General features: G+C 66.5%; 25 protein-coding genes, 1 tRNA gene and 2 pseudogenes. 17 read left to right on the top strand and 11 right to left on the bottom strand.

Translation table 11 applies throughout. The features are described 5' to 3' along the window. Positions 1–311: 311 nt before the first annotated feature. A complete protein-coding gene (locus QX204_RS05895; protein WP_301905554.1) occupies positions 312–467 on the bottom strand; it encodes a hypothetical protein in 156 nt (51 codons plus the stop codon). Positions 468–648: 181 nt separating this feature from the next. Continuing rightward, the gene (locus QX204_RS05890) at positions 649–894 is read right to left on the bottom strand and encodes a hypothetical protein (RefSeq protein WP_056821808.1); all 246 of its coding nucleotides are present in this window, start codon (positions 892–894) and stop codon (positions 649–651) included. Between the two features lie 210 nt (positions 895–1,104). Here QX204_RS05890 and QX204_RS05885 point away from each other — a divergent pair. Further along, a tRNA-Asn gene (locus QX204_RS05885) sits at positions 1,105–1,177 on the top strand. 345 nt (positions 1,178–1,522) lie between these two features. Here the strand turns inward: QX204_RS05885 and QX204_RS05880 are convergent. Both QX204_RS05880 and QX204_RS05875 read right to left on the bottom strand, forming a co-directional pair. Continuing rightward, positions 1,523–2,107 (bottom strand): maleylpyruvate isomerase family mycothiol-dependent enzyme, encoded by a 585-nt coding sequence (locus QX204_RS05880; RefSeq protein ID WP_301905553.1) that lies wholly within the window; start codon positions 2,105–2,107, stop codon positions 1,523–1,525. 64 nt (positions 2,108–2,171) lie between these two features. Further along, on the bottom strand, positions 2,172–3,188 hold the full coding sequence (locus tag QX204_RS05875) for an RNA polymerase subunit sigma-70 (RefSeq protein WP_301905552.1): 1,017 nt from the start codon (positions 3,186–3,188) through the stop codon (positions 2,172–2,174). Positions 3,189–3,251: 63 nt separating this feature from the next. On the opposite strand from QX204_RS05875, the gene QX204_RS05870 reads away from it, so the two are divergent. The 3 genes from QX204_RS05870 to QX204_RS05860 all read left to right on the top strand — a co-directional run bounded on the left by QX204_RS05870 (position 3,252) and on the right by QX204_RS05860 (position 5,984). Further along, positions 3,252–4,517 carry a glycosyltransferase family 87 protein gene (locus tag QX204_RS05870; protein WP_301905551.1) on the top strand — a complete coding sequence of 422 codons (1,266 nt, stop codon included), beginning with the start codon at positions 3,252–3,254 and terminating at the stop codon, positions 4,515–4,517. Positions 4,518–4,707: 190 nt separating this feature from the next. Beyond that, complete coding sequence (locus tag QX204_RS05865; RefSeq protein ID WP_301905549.1) at positions 4,708–5,061, top strand: DUF4870 domain-containing protein; 354 nt, start codon at positions 4,708–4,710, stop codon at positions 5,059–5,061. A gap of 167 nt (positions 5,062–5,228) precedes the next feature. Further along, positions 5,229–5,984, top strand: a complete 756-nt coding sequence (locus QX204_RS05860; protein WP_301905548.1) for a class I SAM-dependent methyltransferase — start codon at positions 5,229–5,231, stop codon at positions 5,982–5,984. Between the two features lie 12 nt (positions 5,985–5,996). Here QX204_RS05860 and dnaG read toward each other — a convergent pair whose 3' ends face one another. The 4 genes from dnaG to QX204_RS05840 form a co-directional block, all read right to left on the bottom strand. Then, on the bottom strand, positions 5,997–7,922 hold the full coding sequence (dnaG, locus tag QX204_RS05855) for a DNA primase (protein WP_301905547.1): 1,926 nt from the start codon (positions 7,920–7,922) through the stop codon (positions 5,997–5,999). 25 nt (positions 7,923–7,947) lie between these two features. Beyond that, positions 7,948–9,165 (bottom strand): deoxyguanosinetriphosphate triphosphohydrolase, encoded by a 1,218-nt coding sequence (locus tag QX204_RS05850; RefSeq protein ID WP_301907923.1) that lies wholly within the window; start codon positions 9,163–9,165, stop codon positions 7,948–7,950. A 37-nt stretch (positions 9,166–9,202) separates the two neighbouring features. Continuing rightward, positions 9,203–9,781: a YdcF family protein gene (locus QX204_RS05845; RefSeq protein WP_301907922.1), complete on the bottom strand. Its 579-nt coding sequence runs from the start codon at positions 9,779–9,781 to the stop codon at positions 9,203–9,205. A gap of 119 nt (positions 9,782–9,900) precedes the next feature. Further along, positions 9,901–10,824 (bottom strand): LysR family transcriptional regulator, encoded by a 924-nt coding sequence (locus QX204_RS05840; protein ID WP_301905546.1) that lies wholly within the window; start codon positions 10,822–10,824, stop codon positions 9,901–9,903. An 83-nt stretch (positions 10,825–10,907) separates the two neighbouring features. On the opposite strand from QX204_RS05840, the gene QX204_RS05835 reads away from it, so the two are divergent. After that, positions 10,908–11,324, top strand: coding sequence for a DoxX family protein (locus tag QX204_RS05835; RefSeq protein WP_301905545.1), 417 nt, complete (start codon positions 10,908–10,910; stop codon positions 11,322–11,324). 14 nt (positions 11,325–11,338) lie between these two features. Here the strand turns inward: QX204_RS05835 and QX204_RS05830 are convergent, their stop codons facing one another. Then, complete coding sequence (locus tag QX204_RS05830; protein WP_301905544.1) at positions 11,339–12,016, bottom strand: MBL fold metallo-hydrolase; 678 nt, start codon at positions 12,014–12,016, stop codon at positions 11,339–11,341. Between the two features lie 69 nt (positions 12,017–12,085). Between QX204_RS05830 and QX204_RS05825 the strand changes: the two genes are divergently transcribed. Next, positions 12,086–14,071 (top strand): TPM domain-containing protein, encoded by a 1,986-nt coding sequence (locus QX204_RS05825; RefSeq protein ID WP_301905543.1) that lies wholly within the window; start codon positions 12,086–12,088, stop codon positions 14,069–14,071. Positions 14,072–14,116: 45 nt separating this feature from the next. Beyond that, entirely contained in the window at positions 14,117–14,935 is an 819-nt protein-coding gene (locus tag QX204_RS05820; RefSeq protein ID WP_301905542.1) for a MerR family transcriptional regulator, read from the top strand. Between the two features lie 89 nt (positions 14,936–15,024). Here the strand turns inward: QX204_RS05820 and QX204_RS05815 are convergent, their stop codons facing one another. Beyond that, the gene (locus QX204_RS05815; protein WP_301905541.1) at positions 15,025–16,335 is read right to left on the bottom strand and encodes a phthiocerol/phthiodiolone dimycocerosyl transferase family protein; all 1,311 of its coding nucleotides are present in this window, start codon (positions 16,333–16,335) and stop codon (positions 15,025–15,027) included. 205 nt (positions 16,336–16,540) lie between these two features. Continuing rightward, positions 16,541–17,926 carry a glycine--tRNA ligase gene (locus QX204_RS05810; protein ID WP_056821815.1) on the bottom strand — a complete coding sequence of 462 codons (1,386 nt, stop codon included), beginning with the start codon at positions 17,924–17,926 and terminating at the stop codon, positions 16,541–16,543. A 204-nt stretch (positions 17,927–18,130) separates the two neighbouring features. On the opposite strand from QX204_RS05810, the gene QX204_RS05805 reads away from it, so the two are divergent. The 10 genes and pseudogenes from QX204_RS05805 to QX204_RS05755 all read left to right on the top strand — a co-directional run. Further along, on the top strand, positions 18,131–18,481 hold the full coding sequence (locus tag QX204_RS05805) for an ArsR/SmtB family transcription factor (protein ID WP_056821345.1): 351 nt from the start codon (positions 18,131–18,133) through the stop codon (positions 18,479–18,481). 4 nt (positions 18,482–18,485) lie between these two features. After that, positions 18,486–18,935, top strand: a complete 450-nt coding sequence (locus QX204_RS05800) for a Fur family transcriptional regulator (RefSeq protein WP_301905540.1) — start codon at positions 18,486–18,488, stop codon at positions 18,933–18,935. A 106-nt stretch (positions 18,936–19,041) separates the two neighbouring features. Continuing rightward, positions 19,042–19,335: a type VII secretion target gene (locus QX204_RS05795; protein WP_301905539.1), complete on the top strand. Its 294-nt coding sequence runs from the start codon at positions 19,042–19,044 to the stop codon at positions 19,333–19,335. Further along, a pseudogene (locus tag QX204_RS34385) lies at positions 19,335–21,193 on the top strand (hypothetical protein). The gene QX204_RS05795 and the pseudogene QX204_RS34385 overlap by 1 nt, the downstream one beginning before the upstream one ends. Then, positions 21,190–21,696, top strand: a complete 507-nt coding sequence (locus QX204_RS05780) for a hypothetical protein (protein WP_301905536.1) — start codon at positions 21,190–21,192, stop codon at positions 21,694–21,696. Before QX204_RS34385 ends, QX204_RS05780 begins: the two are co-directional and overlap by 4 nt. 56 nt (positions 21,697–21,752) lie before the next feature. Continuing rightward, positions 21,753–22,364: a DUF3558 domain-containing protein gene (locus QX204_RS05775; protein WP_367620158.1), complete on the top strand. Its 612-nt coding sequence runs from the start codon at positions 21,753–21,755 to the stop codon at positions 22,362–22,364. A gap of 9 nt (positions 22,365–22,373) precedes the next feature. After that, the gene (locus QX204_RS05770) at positions 22,374–22,754 is read left to right on the top strand and encodes a hypothetical protein (protein WP_301907920.1); all 381 of its coding nucleotides are present in this window, start codon (positions 22,374–22,376) and stop codon (positions 22,752–22,754) included. Then, positions 22,751–24,088: a hypothetical protein gene (locus QX204_RS05765; protein WP_301905535.1), complete on the top strand. Its 1,338-nt coding sequence runs from the start codon at positions 22,751–22,753 to the stop codon at positions 24,086–24,088. The genes QX204_RS05770 and QX204_RS05765 overlap by 4 nt, the downstream gene beginning before the upstream one ends. Next, complete coding sequence (locus tag QX204_RS05760) at positions 24,075–24,845, top strand: ESX secretion-associated protein EspG (protein ID WP_301905534.1); 771 nt, start codon at positions 24,075–24,077, stop codon at positions 24,843–24,845. Before QX204_RS05765 ends, QX204_RS05760 begins: the two co-directional genes overlap by 14 nt. Before the next feature lie 74 nt (positions 24,846–24,919). After that, positions 24,920–25,117, top strand: a pseudogene (locus QX204_RS05755) (DUF4172 domain-containing protein); the annotation flags it as partial. Positions 25,118–25,129 lie beyond the last annotated feature (12 nt).

Here is a 25,129-nt window from a genome sequence, read left to right as displayed (position 1 = left end):
CGGTAACTTTTTGCTGCGCAGGCTTCGAGCCGTCGGCGGTGGAGGTAACCAAAGGGTCTTCGGGTGCCAGCTTCAGAACCGATGGCAGGCCCGGCGAACGACGGGTGGACGCTGATGGCCGGACAGAGCCGCCATACGGGTGAACGTGGACGATGTCGTCACCGCGCAGCCACGACTCATAGACATCGACGATGAGCCGTATACCTACCGCAGCGCGCTCCAGGCAGCCGAGGACCTGGATGGCTGATCCCCACCGCGCTGTTCGAGTTTCCCTTCACGCTCGCGGTGAGGGCGAGAACGCGGCGTAGCGGTCAGGTGGGGTCTGGGTCTTCGACAGCGGCCAGGAAAGTCGGCAGGCGGTTGCCGGGGACCTTCTCGGCAGGTTCCGTACTTACGTCGCTGAGATTCTGGGCGCTGAACAATGACACCGGTGCGGTGCCGAAAACGTTCAGGTGCGGATCGGTCATGAGCATTCCCCCGTGTATCGGTTTGTCTGAGCTGTAGTTTCGCCGAGCCTAGTGGAGGGACTCCCCCACAATGACACCCGCCGACAACACAGCCACAACCCGCTGACTCGCGGTGTGATCACTGAGTGGTCCTGGTCCACCGACAGGGTCGCCGACCAGATCCGACATCGGCCCGGTGAGCTCAGCGGCGCAGCTGGTTGTGCGGGATCAGCACCGTGGTGCGCTCGTCGATCGGCTCCATCGGCTCCAGCTTCGGCTGGGTGCTCAGCTTGTCCGACAGCTTCTGCCGGCTCACCGACACCAGCTTCCTCGTCACCGGACTACCCGCGACCGCTCGCGAGGCCGCAGTGATCTGTTCGTAGCGCGCCCGACCGGCCTTCGTGCCAAGCACATAACCGGCCGCTACGCCGATGATCAACCGCAGCATCTCCTGGAGCTCCTCCCACGTCTGTGTGCGGGTCCATCCTGCCCCAGCCGCCCCACCCCTGTCGATCCGGCCACCGTTCGACAGCACATCGTTATACGCCGCATGTCCGCAGGTAGCGCCCCGATTTGGGTTCCCGCGACACGATGCGCTAAAGTTTCATCTCGGTCAGCCCGCCAAGGCAGACCGCCTGAGTGTAACCACCCAGGGCAATCCCCTATAGCTCAATTGGCAGAGCAGCCGACTGTTAATCGGCAGGTTTCTGGTTCGAGTCCAGATGGGGGAGCATAAAAAGCCCTCTACCAGCGCAAGCAGGTGGAGGGCTTTTCGGTTGTGCGGGGAATCTCCCCGTATCCACTACTTTTTGACTACAAACGCGGGACTACTTGCCCCTCCACGAACTGGTCGAGGGCCTTTCTTGCGTCAGGGCCGGCAGTTCGCCGTTCGAGGAAATGGCGCTCCGTTGTCGCCAGTTTGCGTGTGACAGTTGACCCTGTGCTTCCGAAGCGCCTAGGTCGTCACGGACCCCCGAGGAGTTCTTCGTCCGGAAGGCGTCCGCCGAGCCGCGGTGATGGCCGCAGCCGGCAGACTGTCTCAACTTGGAGCGTGAATCCCACCCCCATGGTGTCATTCACTGCGGCAGTAGGCGTCGTCCGGTGATTGTGAGCAGAATGTCCTTGGCAGGCAAGGCAATCGGGGCTCCCTCGCCGATGGTGTAATCGGCGTCGGTGGCCTGCAGTCGGATTCCGGTGAGGTCGACGCCGAAGAAGGACAGGCCCTTGGGCTCGACGTGGGCCAACACCGTGGCGATTCGGTCGGTCGGGGCGGCGGGCAGGCCGAGAGGTTCGGTGATGTCGAGGCCGTGGATGACGTAGTGGGACAGGGCGCCCGCGGTACCGCCGCCAGGGGGTCGCCAGGGGTGGGCGATGTTGTCGCGCAGGCTGTTGAGTAGTTCGGCGTCGCTGAGGCGGGCGGTGTCGGCGCGGGCGGCGATGTCGCAATAGCGGTTGATGTTGAAGCGGGCGCGGGCCAGGCCGAGCATCATCCGGGGCCCGCTGGTGCGGTACGGGACGGTGATGTGGGCGACGACTTCACGGATCGCCCATCCCTCGCACAGAGATGGTGTCCCCCACTGGTCGGCGGACAGGTCGGCGAGCAGGTCGGCGAGGCGGGCACGTTCGGCGACGGAGTGGTCGAGGATACTGGTGTCGGGCATGAGTTGTCCTTGATCGATCGGCAGTGTCACTAGTGGTACGTGCGCGGCCGCCGGAATTCATCGGTCAGGTCAGAACGGTCGGCAGTCCGAATTCGGGGAATCTCGGGCCGCTGCCGAAGAAGGTGATCAGCCGGGCAATCCGACCGTCGAGTGTTTCGAATGCGACCAGTGCGAAGGGGCGCGCTACGCCATCCTCGTCGAGCCGGTACTGCGCTGCGCCCGCTGCCCCGTTGAAGGTGACCGGCAGAACGCGGTCGCCGCGACAGGCGTCGGAGGTGGTCATGACGGCCGCGATGGACGCGCCGCCGTCCAGACGCCAACCGAAAGGCGGCATCGACACTCGCGCGTCCTCGTGTAGAACGGCGGTGAGTGCGGTGATGTCGTGGGCTTCGAACGCGGCGATGTAGCGCTGGAGCAGGTCACGGTCGTGGGGTGCGTCGGGGTCAAGCGCGGTCGGAGTGTCGCGGGTGGTTCGCAGGGTGGCGCGGGCGCGTTGCAGGGCACTGTTGATCGCAGCGGGGGTGGTGTCGAGGATGTCGGCGGTCTCGGCGGCGGTGAAGGCGAGCACCTCGCGCAGGACCAGGGCCGCGCGCTGTGTGGGTGGCAAGTGTTGCAGGGCCGCGAGGAAGGCCAGGCGGACGGTGTCGCGGCGGGTGACGATGTCGGCCGGGTCGGCGCCGAGGGTGTGGCTGTCCGGGGCGGGGCTGATCCAGTGCTGGTCGGGGAGGACGGCGTCGGGGTCGAACGCGGTGGCGGGGCCCTCCCAGTGCAGCATGCGACGTTGGGCGGCTCGCAGCATGTCCAGGCAGATGTTGGTGGCGATGGCGTGCACCCAGGTCGACAACCGGGCGCGGGTGGGGTCGAAGGTGTCGAGACGGGTGTAGGCGCGCAGCAACGTTTCCTGGGTGGCGTCCTCGGCGTCGGCGGAGCTGCCGAGCATGCGGTAGCAGTAGCCGGTGAGCGGGACGCGCAGGGCCGCGAGGTCGGTGGTGCCGGCGCCGGAGATCACTCCCCGATCGTGGCACGGCGGCAACCGCACTCCAGCATTGACGTAGGTCTTACCTGTGATCGCGGTGGTCATTACTCGCGTTTGCGGAAAGAGCAGTTCTACGAAACCGGACGGGTACGGATAGCGTCGGGAGCCGTGTCACCAGAAGATGTAGCGCAGTCCAGCCGTCTCACCGCCGCCATCCGGGTGGTCGCGGGTCTGCTCGTGCTCGCGTCGATCGTCGAGGTGGTGCGGCGCTTATCGAACCCCTACCCGCTGGTGGCGCCGCTGTTGTCCAACGATGTCTACGAGGTGCATGTCGACTTCGACACCTTCTGGAACTCGGCTGTGGCGCTCACCCACGGCACCGACATCTACGAGACGCCGGCGAAGCTGAGCAATCTCAATCCGCCACTGGTCTCGATGCTGCTCACGCCGTTCGCGGCGCTGGATGTGGTCACGGCCTACCGCGTCTTCGCGGTGCTGACACTGCTCATGATGGTGGGCTCGGTGGTGGCGGTGTGTTCGGAGCTGCGGTTGCGCCCGGCTGTCACCGCGCTGGCCACGCTGGCTGTGCTCGCGTCCTCGCCGCTGTATGGAACCCTGATGCTCGGCCAGATCTACCCGCTGCTGTTGGTCGGGCTCGTTGCCGGGTGGATCGCGCAGCGGCGGGGGCGGCCGGTGCTCGCGTCCGTTCTGTTCGGCATCGTGGTGGCGCTGAAGCCGTCGCTGGCACCGATCTTGCTGCTCGCGGCCGTGCAGCGGCAATGGTTGCCGTTCAGGGCCGGAATCGCCGGCGCGGCTGTCGCCTCGCTGATCGGGGTGCTCGTCGCCGGGCCGTCGAGCGCGGCGGGCTGGCTGCGCATCGCCTTCTCCGCGCCGGTGCCGGGCTGGGTGGACAACGCGTCGCTGCCGGGGCTCGCGGTGCGCTTCGGACTGCCCTCCGAGATCGGGACGGTGTTCGGGCTGGCGGTGCTGGCAGGCACGCTGTGGTGGTGTGGACGTCACCGCGACCGCATCGACCCGGGCGGCACCGCTCTGTGGGCGGTACTCGCCGCGGCCCTACTGTTCTCGCCCATCGCGTGGCACAACTACCTGATGCTGCTGTGGCCGGGTGTGCTTGTGCTGATCACGCTGGGCCGTGGCGAGATCACCGCCATCGCGCTCGCGGTGCCGGTCTTCCCGGTGTCCTTCGAGGTGGAATTGCCGCCTCACAGCAGCGTCACCGCGGCCGTGGCACGGTCGTTCTATTGTGCTGTCCTGGTGGGCTATTGGGTGGTTCTGGTGCACGGAGCGACACTGTCCGCGCCGGGCTCCTCGCGATCGTCTGGCACGGCTACGAGCAAGCCACCGGCGGCCGCGGCGCGCCCCATACCCAAGGAACAATCCGCGGTGACACACGTTGTCGCCTCCGAGCCCTGACCGTTCACGCAGTCGCCGTTCCAGCCCAGAACAGGACCTTGTCCCCCGAACTCCGGCGTAGCGAGCAGGTTGTCGGATTCCGCAGCCTGCGGTTCGTGCTGAAAGTTGGGATCGGTAGGGGGCGAGTGTGGCATCTACTTGCGCCATGACATCTTCTCAGCTTCCCCAGAACCAGCCGCAGTCCGCCGGCTTGGACAAGAAGACCAGCGCCATCCTGTCGTACGCGCTGGGCTGGCTCACCGGAATCGTCTTCCTCTTCGTGGGAAAGAACGATCCCGATGTGAAATTCCATGCTGCACAATCGATTATCTTCTTCGGGGCGGTCTCGGTGCTCAATATTGTTCTGAGCATCGTCGGCTCGCTGCTCGGAGCACTGGGGATCATCTTCAGCCTCGCCGGACTCGTGCTCGCGGTCTTCGCGGTCGTCGTCTGGATGATGGCCATGGTCCGGGCGAACAACAGCGGCGGCGTCCGCGTGGAGCTTCCCATTGTCGGGAAATTCACTGCCCCGTATGCCGATCAGTTGGCCGGTTCGGTCAGGTAGCGGCTTCCTCGAAATCCCCACAGCAGCCACGCCCTACACTCCGAAGATCAATGGCCCGAGGCTATCTCGGGCCATTGACGTCTGCGTATCTACCAGGGCAAACATCGCGATTTGTCCGCGGTTAATGCATTCGTGGTCTGGGCTGGTCGCTGGCATAGTGATTCCACATGGGACGGACGTTCGAGGATCTGGTCGATGAAGCAGCGTCGGCGCCGGTGGAGGGGTGGGACTTCTCCTGGCTCGATGGGCGGGCCAGCGAAGCGCGGCCTTCGTGGGGTTATCAGCGGCTGATGAGTAGTCGGCTGAAGACCGCCACCGCTGCGCTGGACATCCAGACCGGTGGTGGCGAGGTTCTGGGTGAGGCGGAGTCGTTTCCGCGGACCATGGTTGCCACCGAGTCGTGGCCGCCGAACATCGCCAAGGCGACGGCATTGCTGCACCCGCGCGGCGTTGTTGTCGTGGCCGCGCCCGACGAGCCACCGTTGCCGTTTGCTGATAACGCGTTCGACCTGGTCACCAGTCGGCATCCCGCGACCGTCTGGTGGTCCGAGATCGCCCGCGTACTGCAGACGGGCGGAACGTATTTCGCGCAGCACGTAGGGCCTGCCAGCGTATTCGAACTGGTCGAGTACTTCCTCGGTCCGCAACCGGAAGCACGGCGAGGGCGCCATCCCGACGACGAGGCCGCTGCCGCGCGCGCCGCCGGCCTGGAGATCGTCAGCCAACGGACCGAGCGCCTACGCATAGAGTTCGATGACATCGGTGCGGTCGTGTATTTCCTGCGCAAGGTGATCTGGATGGTTCCCGGGTTCACCGTGGAGGGCTACCGCGACCAGTTGCGTCGGCTCCATGATCGAATCCAGCAGGAGGGGCCGTTCGTCGCGTACTCCAGCCGCACACTCACCGAGGCCACCAAACCATGACCCCCAGGGCTGTCAGGCTCCGGCCGCGTAGCCCTCGTTGCCCATCGCCTGCGCCGCGAGGCTCTTGCGGTACTGCTCCAGCGCCACCAGGTCACCGAACAAGGTCATGTAGGTGTCGGGCTCTTCGCTGGCGGACAACCGCTGCAGCTTCGATTTGAGTTCGGCGATCTGGCGGCCCACCCAGGCTTCCTGGGTGCGGGCGAGGATGCCGGTGATGAAGCGCGGGGTGTCGTTCTGGGTGCGCACCGGGAGCTGCTCGTTGGCCAGTTCGGAGACCAGGGCGCGGATCATCAGGTCGTCGGTGTGGTCGGCGACGGCGGCGACCCATTCCGCGCCGCTGAGCCCGGCCGCCGTGCCGCCCGCCTGGGCGATCATGATGCGCACCGCCACATAGGCGGGGTGGGTGAAGGCGGCGGCGTCGATGGCGTCGAAGGCGACGCCCGCGATGCCGGGGTATTGCAGTGCGGCGCTGAGGGATTGGCGCTGCGCGAACAGCACCGGATCGTTGGGTGCAGGCCGCACCGAGGAACTCTCCTCGACGCGGGGCGCGGGAATCGCCGCGGCACCCGACTTCAGGGCAGGCGTGGCATTGCCGCCCGTGCGGTTCTTCTTCGCCTCTTCACCGACCCGGCGCACGACCAGCTGGATATCGTCCCAGCCGACCCAACCGGCCAGCTTGGTGGCATACCCCTTGCGGGTGGCGTTGTCTTTGATCTGAGCCACCACGGGCACCGTACGGCGCAACGCTTCGACGCGGCCCTCGACATCGTCGAGATTGTGTTCGGCGAGCAGACCACGAATCACGAACTCGTACAGCGGGGTTCGTCGCGCTACCAGATCACGCACGGCGCTGTCGCCGGAGTGCTGACGCAGCTCGCACGGATCCTGCCCGTCGGGCGCGACCGCGATATAGGTCTGTCCGGCCAGCCGCTGATCACCGCTGAACGCCTTCAACGCCGCAGCCTGGCCTGCCGCGTCACCGTCGAAGGTGTAGATGATCTCGCCGCGCCAGAAATTGTCGTCCATCAGCAGCCTGCGCAGCACCTGCAGGTGCTCCTCGCCGAAAGCGGTACCGCAGGACGCGACCGCGGTTTTCACCCCGGCCAGGTGCATGGCCATCACATCGGTGTAGCCCTCGACGACCACGGCCTGATGACCCTTGGAGATGTCGCGTTTGGCGTGGTCGAGGCCGAACAGCACCTGAGACTTCTTGTACAGCAACGTTTCCGGCGTGTTCACGTATTTGCCGGGCATGGTGTCGTCGTCGAACAGCTTGCGCGCGCCGAACCCGATCACCTCACCGCCGAGATTGCGGATCGGCCACAGCAGGCGACGATGGAACCGGTCGATCGGACCGCGCTTGCCCTGTTTGGACAACCCCGCCGCTTCCAGCTCCTTGAACTCGAAACCGAGGCGCTGCAGGTGCTTGGTCAGGCCGTCCCAGCCCGCGGGCGCGTAACCGCAACCGAACTGCTGCCACGACGCCTTGTCGAAGTTGCGGTCGGTCAGGTACTTGCGGGCGGTCTCGGCCTCGGGTTCGTGCAGCAAGGCCATGTAGTACTCGTGCGCGGCGGCATTGGCGGCGACCAGCCGCGAGCGGGTGCCGCGGTCGCGCTGCACCGAGGTGCCGCCGCCCTCGTAGTTGATCTGGTAGCCGATGCGATCGGCCATCTGCTCGACGGCCTCGACGAAACCGATGTGTTCCATCTGCTGCAGGAACTTGTAGACGTCGCCGCCCTCACCACAGCCGAAGCAGTGGAACAGCCCATGGTTGGGACGCACATGGAACGACGGCGACTTCTCGTCGTGGAACGGGCACAGACCTTTGATCGAGTCGGCGCCCGCGCGCTTGAGCGCCACGTACTCACCGACTACGTCTTCGATCCGGACACGTTCACGGATCGCCGCGATATCGCGATCTGGGATTCGTCCGGCCACGGTGAGCGAGTCTAGTCGGGTCTGCTCAGCGGCAGTCCAGCGAGGCGGCGACGCGTTCGAACCGGCTCTCGGTGTAGGAGGCGATCTGGTCGATCACCACGCGCACGCGTGCGGCCTCGGTGGTGGCGGCGTTGAACCAGGGCAGCATCTGATCGTCGAGGTGGGCGGGCGCGGTGGTGAGCAGGCGGTCGGCGACGGCCTGTACGCGGTCGCGCTGGGTCTGCTGGCGGGCGAGGTGGCCGGGGTCGGAGCGCACGTAACGCAACGCCACGGTCTTGAGGACGGCGACCTCGGCGGCCACGATCGGCGGCACGATCAGATCGGCCTCGTAGCGGATGAGCGGGCCCTCGCCGTAGCGCTCGTGGGTGGCCGCGATCGCGGCGGTGGCGAAGCGGCCGACCAGTTCGCTGGTGAGCCGTTTCAACGCCACCGAGGCGGCGAAGCTGCCGTCGTAGGTCGCGGCGTCAGCCACGATGTCGAGTTCGGAGAGCCGCTGGGCGGCGGCGGCCAGCGCGTCGATCGACTGGTCGGGGTGCTGGCCGTGGCCCTGTTCGGCGAGCGCGGCCTGTTCGGCCGGGTCGGCGAGGGCGCGCAGGTCGATGCGGCCGACGATCACGCCGTCCTCCACGTCGTGCACCGAGTAGGCGACGTCGTCGGACCAGTCCATGATCTGGCATTCCAGGCTCTGCTTGCGGTCGGGCGCGTCTTTGCGGACCCAGGCCAGGCGTTCGAGGTCGTCGTCGTAGGCGCCGAACTTGGTGCCGGAACCGCTTCTGCCCCACGGGTATTTGAGGGTCGCGTCCAGGGCTGCCCGCGTCAGGTTGAGCCCGAAACTTTCGCCGTCGGCGTCGAGGATCTTGGGCTCGAGGCGGGTCAGGATGCGCAGGTTCTGCGCGTTGCCTTCGAAACCGCCGTACTCGTCGGCGAATTCGTCGAGCGCGCGTTCACCGTTGTGACCGTAGGGCGGGTGGCCGATGTCGTGGGCAAGGCCCGCCAGGTCGACGAGGTCGGGGTCGGCGCCGACACCGTCGGCGATGCTGCGTCCGATCTGGGCCACTTCGAGGGAGTGAGTCAGGCGGGTGCGCGGGGTATCGCCCTCGCGCGGGCCCATGACCTGGGTTTTGTCGGCGAGGCGACGCAACGCGGCGGAATGCAGCACCCGGGCGCGATCGCGGGAGAATTCACTGCGATGACCCTTGTCCGCGGCACCGGGCCATGCGGTCTTGCCCGGCTCGTGGACCATCCGTTCCTGGTCGTGCGGGGTATAGCTCTGGGTCATCTCACTGTCCCGCCTCGTAGGGGAAATCCGCCGAGAAATGAGTGAGCTGGTACCAGAGCAGCGCGCCGGTTTCGCGGGCGATGCCGTGGAATTGCGACTCCCTCGTATAGACGGCCGGTCCGGTGCGGGTGGGTGCGGTCCACGCCTCCAAGCCCGCGTCACGAGCCATCGTCCTGGTTCGCAGTGAATGCCACGGATCGCTCACGAGTACGGCTGATGACATGTCGCGCTCCCCCATCGCTGTCGCGACGGCTTCGATGCTGCGCAGGGTGTCGGAACCGGTTTCCACGGCGAGGACATTCTCGCTGGGCACGCCCTTGTCTTCCAGATACCTTTTGCCCGAAGCGGCTTCGGTGTACAGGTCGCCCTCCTGCTTGCCGCCCACGGTGATCACCGTGGGCGCCACCCCGGCTTCGTAGAGCCGCCACGCCTGATACAACCGGGCCTCGAACACCGACGACGGCGTCCCCGAATACTGCGCCGCGCCGAGCACCACGATCGCGTTCGCGGAGGTGTAGTCGTCGATCCGCGCGACCTGCCAGACCCGGACCGCCGTCCCGGCCACCAGCACCAACCCCATCAGCACCGCCCCGGCGATCAACCGGACGAACCACACCGAGACCGTCGACACCAGCCCACGCGGATGCCTGACATCCAGGGCGGGCGTGGCCGTTCGCGAGAAACCCGATTTCACCCTCGTCAGTCTGCCAGGTCGGTCCGACGCGTCGTGTGGTCAGCGGTCACCAGCGGATTCCGTTCCGGTGAACTACCGATCGGCGTCCACGAGATCGTCGCCGCGACGTCGACGAACGAGCGGATCAGCGGGCTGTGCGCGGCGCTGTTCCAGGCCAGCACGAGGCTGCTCGGCGGCTTGTCGACGAGCGGGACCACCACCAGCCCGTCCGGAACCGGATGACCGAGCGGCGTGAGTCCCACGGTGCCGTTCCACAGGACTGTCTGCTGGCATTCGTGGACAGTCCGCACCACCGGCCCGGTGTCGGGATCGGTCGGGTGCGACCAATAGCCGCGCCAGATCGGGTCGGTGTCGGGAGGCAGCTGGAACCAGTGTCGATCGGCCAGCTCTCGCAAGTGCAGGTTCGGGCGGTCGGCGAATGGATCGTCCCCGCGCAGGACGACGCCGACGGGGTCGGTGCGCAGAACCTGTGTGGTGATGCCTGTTTCGTCGAAGGGCGTGCGGGTGAGAGCGATGTCGACCCGTCCGGCGCGCAGCCCCGCTGTCGGATCGGCGAAGTCACCTTCTCTGATGTGCACCTGTATATCGGGGTGCGCGGCTCGGTAAGCGGCCGCCAGTCGGGCGCCTGCCTGTTCGGCGAAGGTGCCGATGGTGACGGTGGTGTCCGCCCCGGCGGCGACCGCGACCCTGGTGCGCACTCGATCGGCCTGGACCAGCAGATCACGCGCCTCGTTGTAGAGCACGACACCGGCGGGCGTGAGGGCGACGCCGGTCGATGAGCGGCGCAGCAGTTCGTAGCCGAGGTCGGCCTCGAGCTGCTTGATCGCCCGGCTCAGCGGCGGCTGGGTCATATACAGCCGAGCGGCAGCGCGACCGAAGTGGAGTTCCTCGGCCACCGCCGTGAAGTATCGCAGGAGACGGAGGTCCATGAACTGCGACGATACCCGCTCGGTATCGTCCTCGTCTGATCGGACTTGGACGCGGGCCTTCTTCCGATGGTCAGGTGGAGCCCATGAGCGTCATAGTCCTGATCGGGCGAATCCTGTTCTCCGCGTTGTTCATCGGCGCGGCTGTCGGCCATCTGAGTGCGGCAAAGGACACCGCGCGATATGCCGCGAGCCGGGGAGTGCCGTCGCCCGTCCTGGCGGTGTACGCCTCAGGTGCGGCCATGCTGGTCGCGGGAACGAGCGTGTTCCTCGGAGCGTGGGGCGATCTCGGTTCGCTTGTCCTGGTGGTGTTCCTGGTGCCGACAGCCTTCCTGATGCACGCTTTCTGGAAGGAGACCGATACTGAGACCAAGCAACACGAGATGGTCCACTTCAACAAGGACCTCGCCCTAGCCGGTGCCGCGCTGGTCTTCTTCGCGGTCTTCGCCTACACCGCCGACCTGGGCCTGACTCTCACCGGACCGGCTCTCCCGCTGCGCTGACTCCCGAAGCAGCCTCACCAACCCCGCGCACGCCATTCGGGCAGATTCGCGCGATCGGCGCCGAGAGTGGTGTCGTCGCCGTGGCCCGGGTAGACGACGGTCTCGTCGGGGTAGCGGTCGAAGAGTTTGGTGGTGACGTCGGTGAGGAGGGTGTCGAAGTCGGCGGGACTGTGAGTTTTCCCCACTCCACCTGGGAAGAGTGAATCGCCGGTGAAGAGGTGGGTGTGGCCTGTGTTGTCGGTGAGGGCGAGGGCGATCGAACCCGGGGTGTGGCCGCGCAGGTGGATGACGTGCAAGACGAGGTCGCCGATTTCGAGGGTGTCGCCGTCCTCGAGCAGGCGGTCGGGGCGGACCGGGAGGTGGTCGGCGTCGAGGGTGTGGGCGGCGGTGGGGACGTCGAGGGACTTGGTGACCTCGGTCAGCGCCTGCCAGTGATCGGGGTGGCGGTGGGTGGTGACGAGTTGCTCGATCTGGCCGGGGGTCTCGAGCGTGGTGAGTTCGATGATGCGCTCGGCGTCGTTGGCGGCGTCGATCAGCACGGCAGCGCCGGTGGCGGTGCTCTGGATCAGGTAGGTGTTGTTGTCCATCGGACCCACCGACATCTTCACGATGCGGGCGCCGGGGACGTCGCGCTGCTGGGCTTCCTCGCCCGCGGTGACGTGACCTGTGTACTGGCGAGCGACTGTGACCATGCGTCCGATCGTAGAAGCCACGCGCTGCGATGTCGCGCTCGTGTCGGTCGCGACGGTTAGATTCGACACATGCCGCTGTCGAGTTCGGCCCCACGTTCGGTTTCCGTGCTCTGCGCGGTGTTCGCCGTGTTGAGTCTGCTGTGCGCGCCGAGTGCCGTCGCCGAACCGCCCGCGCGGATGGGTCCGCAGGTGGTCGACACCGCGAACGTGCTCAGCGCGGGCGACGAGGGGCACGTGCTCGACGCGGTCGATACCCTGTACCGCGATCACCAGGTCAAGCTGTGGGTTGTCTACGTGCGCACCTTCGGGTCGATGGCGGCACGGGATTGGGCCGCCCGTACGTCCGACCTGTCCGGCTTCAGCGATCGCGACCTGCTGTTGGCGGTGGCCGTCGACGATCGCGGCTACTGGCTCGACGGCACCCTTCCCGACGGTGTGACCGACAGCGAATTGGACTCGATACTCGCCGGCTCGGTGGAACCCGCTCTGCGAGAACAGAAGTGGGCGCAAGCTGCCATTTACACCGCCGAAGGCATCGGGTCCGCGTTGACGGGCACAAGCGTGCCGTGGGGTGTTCTGATCCTCATCGGTCTGGCCGTGGTTGTGGTGGCAGGCGGTCTGATGTTGTTCGCGCGCAAGCGCCGTGGCGACCGGGATAGGGCCGAACTGACCAACGCGCGTGCGGTCGACCCGACCGACTCGGCTGCCCTGGCGAAAATGTCGCTGCCGACCTTGCACGCGCTCTCCCGCGAGCGACTGGTCGAGATCGACGATGCCGTACGGACCAGCGCCGAGGAATTGACCTTGGCCACCAGCGAATTCGGTGATACCGCGGTGACGCCGTTTCGCTACGCGCTCGATGCCGCCCGCGCCGCCACCGCGAAGGCGTTCACGATTCGCCAGCAACTCGACGACGCCGTCCCGGAGACGCCGGATCAACAGCGCGCCATGCTCATCGAGCTGATCGCGACCGCGGGCAAGGCCGATCGCGAACTCGACGCGCAGGTCACCGATTTCGACGCGATGCGCGATCTGCTCATCGACGCGCCCGCCCGGCTGGACGCGCTCACCCGCGACATCGTCGAACTGACCGCGCGCATGCCGGGCTCCGAAGCCGAACTCGGCCGCCTGGGTTCGACCTATCCGCCCTCGGTCATCGCGCCGATCCACGACAACGTGCGAATGGCGCAGGAGCGGATCACTTTCGCCGAGAACAACATCGATTCCGCTCGTACAGCGCTCACCCAGCCTGTCGGGCAGCAGGGTGGGGCGGTCGCGGCGATCCGTGCGGCGGAGGGTGCGATCGGGCAGGCCAGGACTCTGCTCGATGCGGTCGACCAGGCCGCGACGAATATCCAGCAGGCCCGAGACGGCCTCCCCGCCGCCCTGGACGAATTGCGCGCTGACCTGAGCTCGGCGAAGAGTCTCACCGAATTCGGCGGCGCCGACCTGGCCGCCGCGGTCTCCTCCGCCACCGCGGCGCTGAATACCCCGAACTCCGACAGCGATCCCCTCGGCGCCTTCCACCACGCGGTCACCGCGGATGCCGAACTGGATCGGGCGATCGCGGCAGCCTCGGATCGCAAACTGGCAGTAGAGGATTTGCGACGCAGACTCGACCGCACCCTCACCGACGCGGCCGCGCGCATCGATGCCGCGTCCTCGTTCATCACAACCCGTCGCGGCGGTGTCGATGCCGAGGCGCGCACCCGGCTCTCCGAAGCGCAGCGTCATCTCGACGAGGCACGCAGGCTCGCGCCCGGTGACCCCGAACGCGCACTCGTCAGCGCACAGACCGCCGCCGACCTCGGCGGCCGGGCCATGCAGCAGGCGCAGGCCAGCGTGCAGGCCTGGGAGACCCGTCAGCCGATGTCAGGTGGCGGGTCCCAGACCGGTGCGGTGCTGGGCGGAATCCTCCTGAACGAACTGCTCCGCGGCGCGATGAGCGGCGGTTCGCACCGTGGTGGCTACGGCGGAGGCGGCGGTGGCTACCGCCCGGGCTCCTACGGCGGCTCGTCGGGATCACGACGGGTCAGCCGGGGCGGCAGATTCTGAGGGCTTGACTCTCTCACCGTGTGAGGCCGTACACCGGAAGGCGTCATGTTCAGTATCGGAGATTTCGCCAGGCACGGCCAGGTGTCGGTGCGCATGCTGCGCCACTACGACGCGGTGGGTTTGTTGCCGCCCGCCAAGGTCGACGCGGCCACCGGGTACCGGTTCTACGCGGCGGCGCAACTGGCTCGCCTCAACCGGCTCATCGCGCTCAAAGAGCTCGGGTTCACGCTGGAGCAGGTGGGCAGAATGCTCGAGCCGGGGCCCGACGCGGCAGAACTGCGCGGCATGCTCACTTTGCGCCGAGCCGAGTTGGAACAGCGGATCGCGGCCGACCGTTCGCGGTTGACCGAAGTCGAGGCGAGACTCCGAATCATCGAAAAGGAGGGCGTCATGCCCGATCAGGATGCGGTGATCAAGTCGGTGCCCGCGGTCAGGGTGGCCGAATCGTCGGGCTGGGCTTCGGGATTCGAACCCCAGGCCATCAGCCCGGTGATCGGGCCGCTGTTCAGCGAACTGTCCGACCGGCTGGCGAAGGCCGGGATCACGATCGCGGGCCCCGCGATCGCCTACTACGACGCGCGGGACGACGGCACGGTGGGCGTGCACGCCTGCGTGCCGGTGAACGTGGAACCCGCTGCGGCACCGGACTTCTCGATCGTCGATCTGCCCGCGCTCGAACACGTGGCGACCACCGTCCATCACGGGAATGTGAGCGGCATCGGCTCGGCGTGGCAGACGCTCGGCCGCTGGGTGGAGGACAACGGGTATCGCACCTGCGCACCGGTCCGCGAGGTCACCCTGCACTGGACGCCCGATCCGGATGGCTGGGTCACCGAGCTACAGGAGCCGCTCGCTCCGCGATGATGTCGCGTCAGCGGTCGGCGAGCGAGACCCGCGTCGCGGCGGACAGGCCGACGTGGATCGAATCAGTTCCGGGTTTGTGGCCGCCGATCTCAGGCGGTCGCGGCTTGCCGATCGGCGGACGACCAGGACAGCTCCGCTGCCACGGCATCCAGTAGTTCGGCGGCGAGCACGCCGCCGCCCAAACGGCCGATGGTCAGCCTGCCGAGATAGGTGTAGACGAGGAAGGTCACGGCCGCGGACGCCCCCGTCGACGGGCGGGGGTGTGCGGAGAGGTAGACGATCTCGTAGTCGTCGAGGATCACCCCGGCGGGTGCGCGGAACGTGGGCACCGTTCCGGTGTTGGTGAGGGCGATGTGGCCTGCGGTGGAGTGGATTCGGTGGGGTCCGAAGAAGTCGGGGAAGTGCAGGACGGACTGTTCGATCACGCCCTCGGCCAGGTCGTCGTGCAGGCTCGTGCCGATCCGGCGTGCGAGGACGACGAGATCCTCGGTGTCGGCGGCATCGGCGCGGAACGCGGCAAGGCCGGACAGGTTGGTGCCCGCTACCGCCTCGACCGGCGGGTCGAGGCGCCTGCGTAGATCGACCGGATACACGCACGAGACGCTGTCCGCACCGGAGAGATCGACATAGGCCCGCAACACCGCGGCGGTGACCAACCCGTTCACGCTCACCGCGTGCGCACGAGCCAGGTCGAGCACCCGCGCGGTCGCGACGGTGTCCAGCTGAATCCGCGCCGGCCGCGCCAGCGAGGCCGGCGCCGCTTCCGACCGCTCGACCCCGCTCACCGAGTCAGCGGCGAGGAGCGGACGTGTCACCGGCTCGAGCCCCGACCGCCGCGCACGCCGGATACCGCGCTGTGCCAACAACGCCTCCAGCGACGTCGGATACTCCGCTACTCCGGTAGCCGACTCCGCGACGGCGGTCACCGGGTCCGCTCGAGCCGCGATCTTCCCGGTCTCCACGTAGTCGGTGTAGTAGCCCCACAACCGCGCGAACAGTTCGACACAGTGCCCCGCGTCGGCCACGCTGTGGTGCACGAACAACGTGACCCGAGCCCGATCCTCTTCGGCGAGAACCACATCCAGATAGGCCAACTGAGCTCCGGGGTCCATGGACTCGGCCGGAACCCGAACCTCGTCGGGATCGCCGAAACTCACCCACGCCCCGACGGCCTCGATATCCCCGGGACGCAACAGGATTCCGTTCTCGTCGGCATCCTCGACGATCCGGCACACCAGAATCGGGAACCTCTGCTGCAGTGCCGCGAAGGCCGCGCCGAGCCCGGCCGCGTCCAGTTCCCCCAGCACCGTGACCGACCGTCCGGTGAAGGTCGCGTGCCGCACGAATCGTTGTTCTGACGGGTCGAGCACCCGCACCACATCTTCCGGTTCCCACAGCACAACGAAGATCGTGAGGCAAGCGCCCATCCAACGCAAACCGTCAGCTACGCAGTGTGATCAACGTAGCTCGATCAAGATCATCAGGTCGTGGTGGTTTTTTCCTCTCGGCCGATGTCTCCGCGATGGCCTGGTGATCATCCGTCCAGGCCACAGGCGTGCAGAAACCCGCGCCGGGTAGCCGACGCGGGTTTCTAGAGCGGGGAAATCAGGCGCCGATCAGACGGGCTGCCAGGTAGGACTCGACCTTGTCCAGGGCGATGCGCTCCTGGGCCATCGAGTCGCGCTCGCGGATCGTCACCGCTTGGTCGTCGATGGTGTCGAAGTCGACGGTGATGCAGAACGGCGTACCGATCTCGTCCTGACGACGGTAGCGGCGGCCGATGGCGCCCGCGTCGTCGAAGTCGACGTTCCAGTTGCGACGCAGCTGGGCGGCCAGATCCTTGGCCTTGGGGGTCAGGTCGGCATTGCGCGAGAGCGGCAGCACCGCGGCCTTGACCGGCGCGAGGCGCGGGTCGAGACGCAGGCTGATCCGCTCTTCGGTGGTGCCCTTCGCGGTCGGCACCTGGTCGACGGTGTAGGCGTCGACCAGGAAGGCCATCAGCGAGCGGGTCAGACCGGCCGCGGGCTCGATGACGTAGGGCGTGTAGCGGTCACCGCTGGCCTGGTCGCGGTAGCTCAGGTCGACGTTGGAGTGCTCCGAGTGCGTCTTGAGGTCGTAGTCGGTGCGGTTGGCGATGCCCTCGAGCTCGCCCCATTCGCTGCCCTGGAAGCGGAAGCGGTACTCGATGTCGGTGGTGCCCGCCGAGTAGTGCGACAGCTTTTCCTTCGGGTGCTCGAACAGGCGCAGGTTCTCCGGATCGATGCCGAGGTCGGTGTACCAGGCCAGGCGGGTCTCGATCCAGTACTTGTGCCACTCCACGTCCTCGCCGGGCTTGACGAAGAACTCCATCTCCATCTGCTCGAACTCGCGGGTGCGGAAGATGAAGTTGCCCGGCGTGATCTCGTTGCGGAAGCTCTTGCCGATCTGGGCGATGCCGAACGGCGGCTTCTTGCGCGCGGTCTCCTGCACGTTCTTGAAGTTGACGAAGATGCCCTGTGCCGTCTCCGGACGCAGGTAGTGCATGCCCTCTTCGTCGTCGACCGGGCCGAGGAAGGTCTTGAGCAGGCCGGAGAAGTTGCGCGGCTCGGTCCACTTGCCGGGCTGGCCGGTGTCGGGATCGTTGATGTCGGCCAAGCCGTTGGCGGGCGGGTGACCGTGCTTGGCCTCGTAGGCCTCGATGAGATGGTCGGCGCGGTAACGCTTGTGCGTGTGCAGCGACTCGACCAGCGGATCGGAGAAGGTGGCCACGTGGCCCGAGGCCTCCCAGACCTGGCGCGGCAGGATCACCGAGGAGTCGAGGCCGACGACATCGTCACGGCTGGTGACCATGGTCCGCCACCACTGCCGCTTGATGTTGTCCTTCAGTTCGACGCCGAGCGGACCGTAGTCCCACGCCGACTTGGTGCCTCCGTAGATCTCACCGCACGGGTAGACCAGACCCCGGCGCTTGGCGAGGTTGGCAACGGTGTCCACCTTCGACTTGGGTGCCACGCGAGATTTCTCCATCCACTGCGAGTCGGAATTGTTCGGCATGCCGTACCGGTGTTCGATGCGGCCTACCGTACGTAAGTGGGTCCAGCGTATCGGGACCCGTCCAGTGGGTTTGCAGCAGCCGAGGTGTCCGCGCGGCGCGTCATTTGACATGCGCAATTATGCATATCAAAATGGAATCTGTTTCCAATAAGGAGTTGGTTCATGACCACCGAGGCTGCGCCCGCGCACCCGCACAACCCGTACCACTCCCCCGCACCCGCCGCCGTGCCGTCGCGCACGGTGCTCGAGGACGCGGGCGAGCTGCTGCGGGCACTGGCCGCGCCGGTACGCATCGCCATCGTGCTGCAGTTGCGTGAGTCGCCGCGCTGCGTGCACGAGCTGGTCGACACACTCGGCGTCACCCAGCCGCTGGTCAGCCAGCATCTGCGCATTCTCAAATCGGCGGGCGTCGTGCACGGTGAACGCTCGGGCCGCGAGGTGCTCTACGAACTCGTCGACGATCATCTGGCCCATATCGTGGTCGATGCCGTCGCCCATGCCGAGGAAGGATAAACCGTTGGCAGACCACACCTCCGCGAAGCAGGTCGGGGTTCGCAGCACCCGTCAGCGCAGTGCCATCTCGGCCCTGCTCAGCGATACCGACGAGTTCCGTTCGGCGCAGGAATTGCACGACGAGCTTCGTAAACGCGGCGAGGGTATCGGCCTGACCACCGTCTACCGGACCCTCCAGTCCCTCGCCGACGCGAACATGGTCGACGTGCTGCGCACCGATACCGGCGAATCCGTCTACCGCCAGTGCTCGAGCGGCCACCATCACCACCTGGTCTGCCGCCATTGCGGGCGCACCGTCGAGGTCGAGGGTCCCACGGTCGAGGCGTGGGCCGAGAAGATCGCGAGTGACCACGGATTCACCGAGGTGAGCCACACGCTCGAGATCTTCGGCACCTGCCGCGAGTGCGTGCACAGCCGGGCCGACGCGAACGAGGACACACCGGCCTCCGTGTGACTCACATCACATAATGGAACCTCCGCTTCGTGTGCCCCGTCCAACCTTCACGAAGGGACCGGCCCGCACGGGCGCGTAGTCCTTCGGCATCGAAGGAGGGGCCATCGTGAGTCCGACCCTGGGCGTCGAGCCCGATCAGTTGAAGACCATGGCGACGACCTGGCGTCGGGAGGCAGGCGAAGTCGACGCGCTGAGCTGGTCGGCTGCCGGCGAGGCGACCGGCGACGGCAGTGATGTACTCGCCGCGGTGCGAGGGCTGTCCGACCCGGCTTCGCAGGCGATGGACTCGATCGCGACCCGGTACACGACGCTGGCCGACCTCGTCGACAAGTTCTCGGCCGACATCCAGGCCAAGGATGTCGAGACCGCGGGCGAGATCGGGAAGCTCGGTACCCGCTGATGCGGCCCACGATCCCTCAACTCGACACCTGGAATCTCGAGGGCCTGCACCGCGCCACCGAAGCCGCTCGCGCCAATGCCGATGTCCTGTCGACCTCGGTCGACGATTGCTCACGCGCGGTCTCGGCGGCGGGTAGCTGGCACGGCCAGACCAAGGACGCGGCCTCGCGGCGCATCGACGAGGAAGTCGATCACGGGTACGAGGTGCGCACCGTGCTGCTGCGGGTCGCCGACGATGCCGAAGATGCCTATCTGGGCCTGAAACACTCCAAAACCTATGTGCTGGAACAGAAGAACCTCGCGGTCGCGCAGGGTTTCTCGGTTGGCGCCGACGGGCGGGTGACGCATCCCGATCCGGGCAGGGAAGGCGACGCAGGGGTTTTCCAGCTCAACCTGTTGAGCGGGTTGGACGAGCTCGAACGCCTCGACAACTTTTTCGGTGCGCGCCTGCGCGAGTCCGTGGGCGACCTCGGCGCGATGCGCGACGGCCAACCCGACATCACTCTCGCCGACGGGTCGGTCCAGGATCCGGATGCCGTGGCGATCCAGTTGGCGGCGATGTCGCCGGATGAGCGGGCGACTTTCCTGGCCGGGTTGAGTCCTGAGGCGCAACGTCAGCTGGTGATCGCGGCGCCGGAGAAGCTCGGAAATCTGAACGGGGTGCCATTCGTGATGCGGATCGAGGCCAACGAGATCAATATCCGCAATGCGCTGACTTCGGAGAAGGCCGAGCCGAATCGGGACGAATCCCGGGTCAAGCAGTTGGAGGCGATGCTGGCGCCGATCCCGAATCCCGAAGTCGCGGAAGCTCACACGGATACGGCCACCGCAACCGGCAAGGACGCGACCCCGCAGCTGGGTATGGTCGACCGCAAGTTCGTCATGTTCAGCACCGAAGGTAATGGGCGGATGATCGAGATGATCGGGGACATGAAGCCGGGTGCGCCGGGCGTCGGTGTCTATGTGCCTGGCACCAGCACGAACCTGAACGGTTCCGGTTCCAATCATGTGGCCGCCTGGAACCTGGCAGACAAATCCGGAAGCCCGATATTGCTGTACATGGAAGGTGACTTCCCACAGCGTCTGACAAGTGTGTCCGACGGTGCGCCGAGTCCGCGGTTTGCGGCGGATATGGCACCCAGGCTGGTCGACTTCGGTCGCGAAATCGACAGAGAGGTCGCGGCGTCCGCACCGGGAACCCCGGTGTCCTATGTCGGTCATTCCTACGGCGGATCAATCGTCGGCTCGGCCGAGCAGTTGGGTCTACGGGCCGACCGAGTGCTGCACGCCTCGTCGGCGGGAACCGGTGTGTTCGACGTGGTTGGAACAATCCGAACCCGAACGTCCAGCGTTATTCGATGACCGCGCCCGGCGATCTGATCGGTGTCGTGCAGTCCTATCCGGATGGTGGGCTGACTATTCCCGGTGGGATCCATCTGCCCGGCAATCCGCACGCCTCGGACGTCCTCGGTGGCGATCCCGATGAGGTACCCGGCGTGACCCGCCTGGACACCGGCTATTACAGCGACGAATCCACCGACCACCGGAACGAGGTCGTGTTCGGAAGCGATGGGCACGGCGGTTACTGGGACGATCGGAACTCGACAGCGTTCGAGAACATCGTCGGCGTCATCAATGGATCGGACGCGACAGCCTACGTCGAGCGCGGGATCGAAACACCTTATGTCGACATCGGTTTGGGAGACAACGGCGACGGCCGCAAGGAAGGATTCGACGCCGCGAAGGCCGCCGCTGCCGCGGCCCTCGCGGACGCCTTCGGCAACCCGAACCTCGACCCGTACGCGAACCCTCGCATCACCGACAACCCCCGACTCGGCGAGAAGATCGACATCAAATGAGGATCATGACCGTGCTCGCGGTGCTCGCCACCACGACTCTGACCGGATGCGGCGGCTTCATCAACAAGGGTCCGACCAACCAGGAGATCGAGGACACAACGGGGCTCACCGTCGCCGAAGCGAGTCCGATTGTCGAGCACAATCTCGCACTCGTCTGGCCGCAGCAGGTGACGATCAAACGCGGCCCGCTGCCCTATTCCGGCGTCGGCTGTCGGACCAACGACTCGATGATGTCGGAGGGGCCGCCGTGGCACCTGCGCATCACGAAGGAGCAGATGAACCCGTCCCAGGAGTTCATCGACCGTGCGATGGCGAACCTCGAAGCGATGACCGCACGGGGATTCGCTCTCGAACCGAGCCGGCGACCGGACGCCGTCCCGGCGGATCGGTACTACCGCGATCCACGCGGCTACACCATCTCATCGTCCCTCGACACCGACGTCGGGCCGACAAAAGAGGTGCGGTTCTCGATGACCGCGACCTCACCGTGCGCGGCGGAGTAGGACGGAACTGTCGCGATGAGCATCGCAGTGACTACGATTTCGGAGGCGGGGGCGTCATGAACGAGCATCGGTTCTGTGGGAGGGACGAAAGCATGGCAGTTCGAGGCAGCGCAGTTCGGATGTTCGGCATGCTCGGGGCAGTGGGGTTGGCTGTCACGGGGTGCGGGGGTGGGGATCAGGGGACGGCTGGTCCGCAGACGAGTGCTGTGAGTGTGGCGGCGAGTCCTACTTCGGTGGATGCCGAGGCGAAGGTGTGGGATCCGTGTTCCTTGCCGGATTCGGCGGTGAGCGGGGCTGGTCTGAACGTCGGCAGTCGAAAGAACGAGGTGGCCGGGGTCGACTTCACAGGCTGGAAGACGTGTAGTTGGCAGGACTCTGCCAAGCAGTACACGTTCTCGGTCCTGTCGTCGGAACACACACTCGCCGAATCCCGTGCGCGAACAGACTTCACCGACTTCGCCGAGACGACTGTGGGCTCCCACAAGGCGCTCCAACTTCGGACAACCGGATCCACGTACGAACTGGGTTGCACTGTCGCCGTTGAGGTCCCGAATGGGTCTGTCCTGTTCAGGCTGCTGAACCGCGTCAGCGCATCCTCGCCGCCTGCGCCGTGTCCGGAGGTGCGCGAACTCACCGACAGCCTCGCTCGATACCTTCCCGAGAGCTAGTGGGTGACCATGCTTTTGAGCATCGATCCCAGCGAATGGAGCCAACTCTTGGTTCAGGCGGAAGCCGGTCAGCTCTCGCTCGATCCCGAAGTCGGCAAGGACCTGGACAGGGTGTGCGACGACCACCTGGATCGGCTGGAAGAGGTTTACGCCCAGGTTGACCAGGTCCGCAATATCTCCGGCTTCGGCTCGTTCGACTCGAGTCAGACGCTGGAGCGGAAGTTCTCGCTGACCGCGTCAGGAGGCGACCGCCCGCTGGACGAAGTCCTCAAGAAGCACATCGAGGCTGTTCAGACAGCGAAAGAGGTTGTCGCCAAGGCGATTGCGAACTTCGTCGCCCAAGACGAGGCGACCGGCGCCGCGATCTCCGCGACGGGAGAACACCTGTGACCTACGAGGATTACAAGAGCAAGGTGATCGCCGCACAGGAGCAGTGGAATATCGAACGGGCCAAGATCTACGAGCGGCAGATCGCGGGCAACTACTCCACGATCTTCGACGGCGACATCCAACCGCCGCACATCACCACCCCCGACAACTACGACAGCATGGCGCTCGAGCAGATGCAGGCAGCGGTAGCGGCGATGAAACCGCGACTCGTCGATGACGCTGTCACCGCGTGGGCGAATATCGGTGGTGCGCTGATGGGCACGTTCACCGGTTTCAACGAGCAGTTCGCGCGCACCGTCACCGGCGCCGACGGACACAGCGGGTGGACGGGCGCGGCGGCTTCCGCCGCTGTCGCCGCTGTGAACAACTATGCACAGCAATCGATTCCGCTCTCCCAGGCCGCGACCGCGATCAGTCTTAAACTGAGCGAGATGCGCACCGGAATCGAACAGACCCAAGCGTTGATGCCCGGCCTCACCGAGCGCACCGACGTCACCGGCAAGTCCCTGCCCGCCGACGGCGTGATGAAGGTCGACGACCACAATCGCGACGAAGCCACCCAGGAGGCCAGGCGGATCCTGCGCTCGGTGTACAGCCAGGTCGCCGGTCAGACCGACAATGGTGTCCCCTTCCTGCCCACAGCACCGACCATCGCCGGCGATGATGGCGGCCCCGGTAGCAATGGCGATACGAACACCGTTGGTAATCAAGGTGATTCGACGTCCGACAGCAAGAGGGACGAAGACCCGGCAACGGAAGCGTCCGACGACGGCGCGACGACCGATGATGTCGGCACCGAACCATCGCCCACTACAACATCTTCGACCGACACCGGCTCGACCGCACCCCAAAGCACCACCACCACCACAACGCAATCCACCACGACGACACCGGCGGCCACGACGCCGACCAGCCCCGGCGCGGCGACTCCGGTCGGCGGCAGTCCTGGCGTAGGCGGCAGTCCCGGCGGCGGCTCGGCCGGCGGCCGCCCCGGTGGCAGCAGCCAGGGCGGGAGCGCTTCGCCCTGGGGCAGCAGCGGGACCCCGACCAGCGCGTCCCCCGGCAAAGCAGTACCGGGCGGCCAGTCCCCCGCCGCGGCAGCGGCAGCAGCTGGAACCCGCTCGGGCACAACCGCCGGCGGCGGTCGCGGCGCGGCGGGCGTGGGTGGCATGGGCGCGCCCGGCGCGGGCCGCGGCGCCGCCGACCAGGACCGAACCAAAGATATCCCCGACTACCTGATCACCCAGGAAAACGGTGAGCTCCTGCTCGGCACGAACGAGATCAGGACCGTACCCCCCGTGCTCGGCGGAGACGGCGACAGTGCACCGAACTGAATTCACCGGAATCGAGTTCGAGATCCTGTGGTCCGGCTACGGCCGCGATCGCCTCCCTTACCCCCTCCAATACCGCACCGACATAGCCGAATTCGACGAACTGAAGCAGCACCGAGAAGCGGCCGTCGACACACTGCTCCGCAAATACGACCCCGCGGTAGAGCGCGCGCTGTCCGTCTTGCTCGACCCCGAGGCCAGGGTCGAATCCAAAGGCTATGTGGGCCAAGACAACGCGAACATCATCCGCTTCCACGGCGCGGTTCGCGGCACGATCGGCGCCACCCTGCAGCAAGCGCCGGGCCCCACCGAGGACACCGGCGCCGACGTCACCCTCACCTACTGCACCCCCATCCAGGTCGCCGCCCTCACCGTCGCCGCGCTCCCCCGCACGAAACCGGGCAAGAAACCCCCGGTCGAGGTCAGCCGAGACCAACTGGCCGCCGAAGAAGACCACTTCGAATACCGAGCGGGCCGCCTCAGCTCCGTCGAGCAACTGAACCGCGTCTTCCACCGCCCCCGCAAAGCCTTCGGCGAAATCTCCGCCCTCTCCGGCCCTGCCCTGGACTCCCGCCCGACCCCCGCCCGCACCTTCTGGTGGATGGATTACCCCGACGGCCGCTACTACGTGAAAACCGGCGATCCCATCGTCGCCGAACCCCTCCCCACCGACCGCATGATCGCCGGCGTCCACCGCATGCTCACCCGAGCCCAGCGCTACCACCAGGAATTCGGCACCGACGACTACCGCACCGGGTGACCGAGTAGCCCCTGCAGCGATTATCCTGCCTATTCGCTTCAAATTATGCAGCGAATAGGCGGTAGTATCGCTGCATGGCGAACCGTGGGTACATCTGGGAGGCGACGAACTGGCCTCGCCTCACCTACGATGCCGCGCTGCTCGCCAAACCGACGGCAGAGGTCGCGCTCGCGCAGGGGCGCCTGCACGGTCGACTCACGCACGCCGACGACGCCACACAGGAACGCGCGGGCTTGGAAGCCCTGACCACTGACGTCGTGCAATCGAGCGCTATCGAAGGCGAG

This window comes from Nocardia sp. PE-7 (genome assembly GCF_030486425.1).
GTDB classification, from domain to species: Bacteria; Actinomycetota; Actinomycetes; order Mycobacteriales; family Mycobacteriaceae; genus Nocardia; species Nocardia salmonicida_A.
Note: the sequence above shows the minus strand (reverse complement) of the source record. Positions and strands in the feature narration are given on the sequence as shown.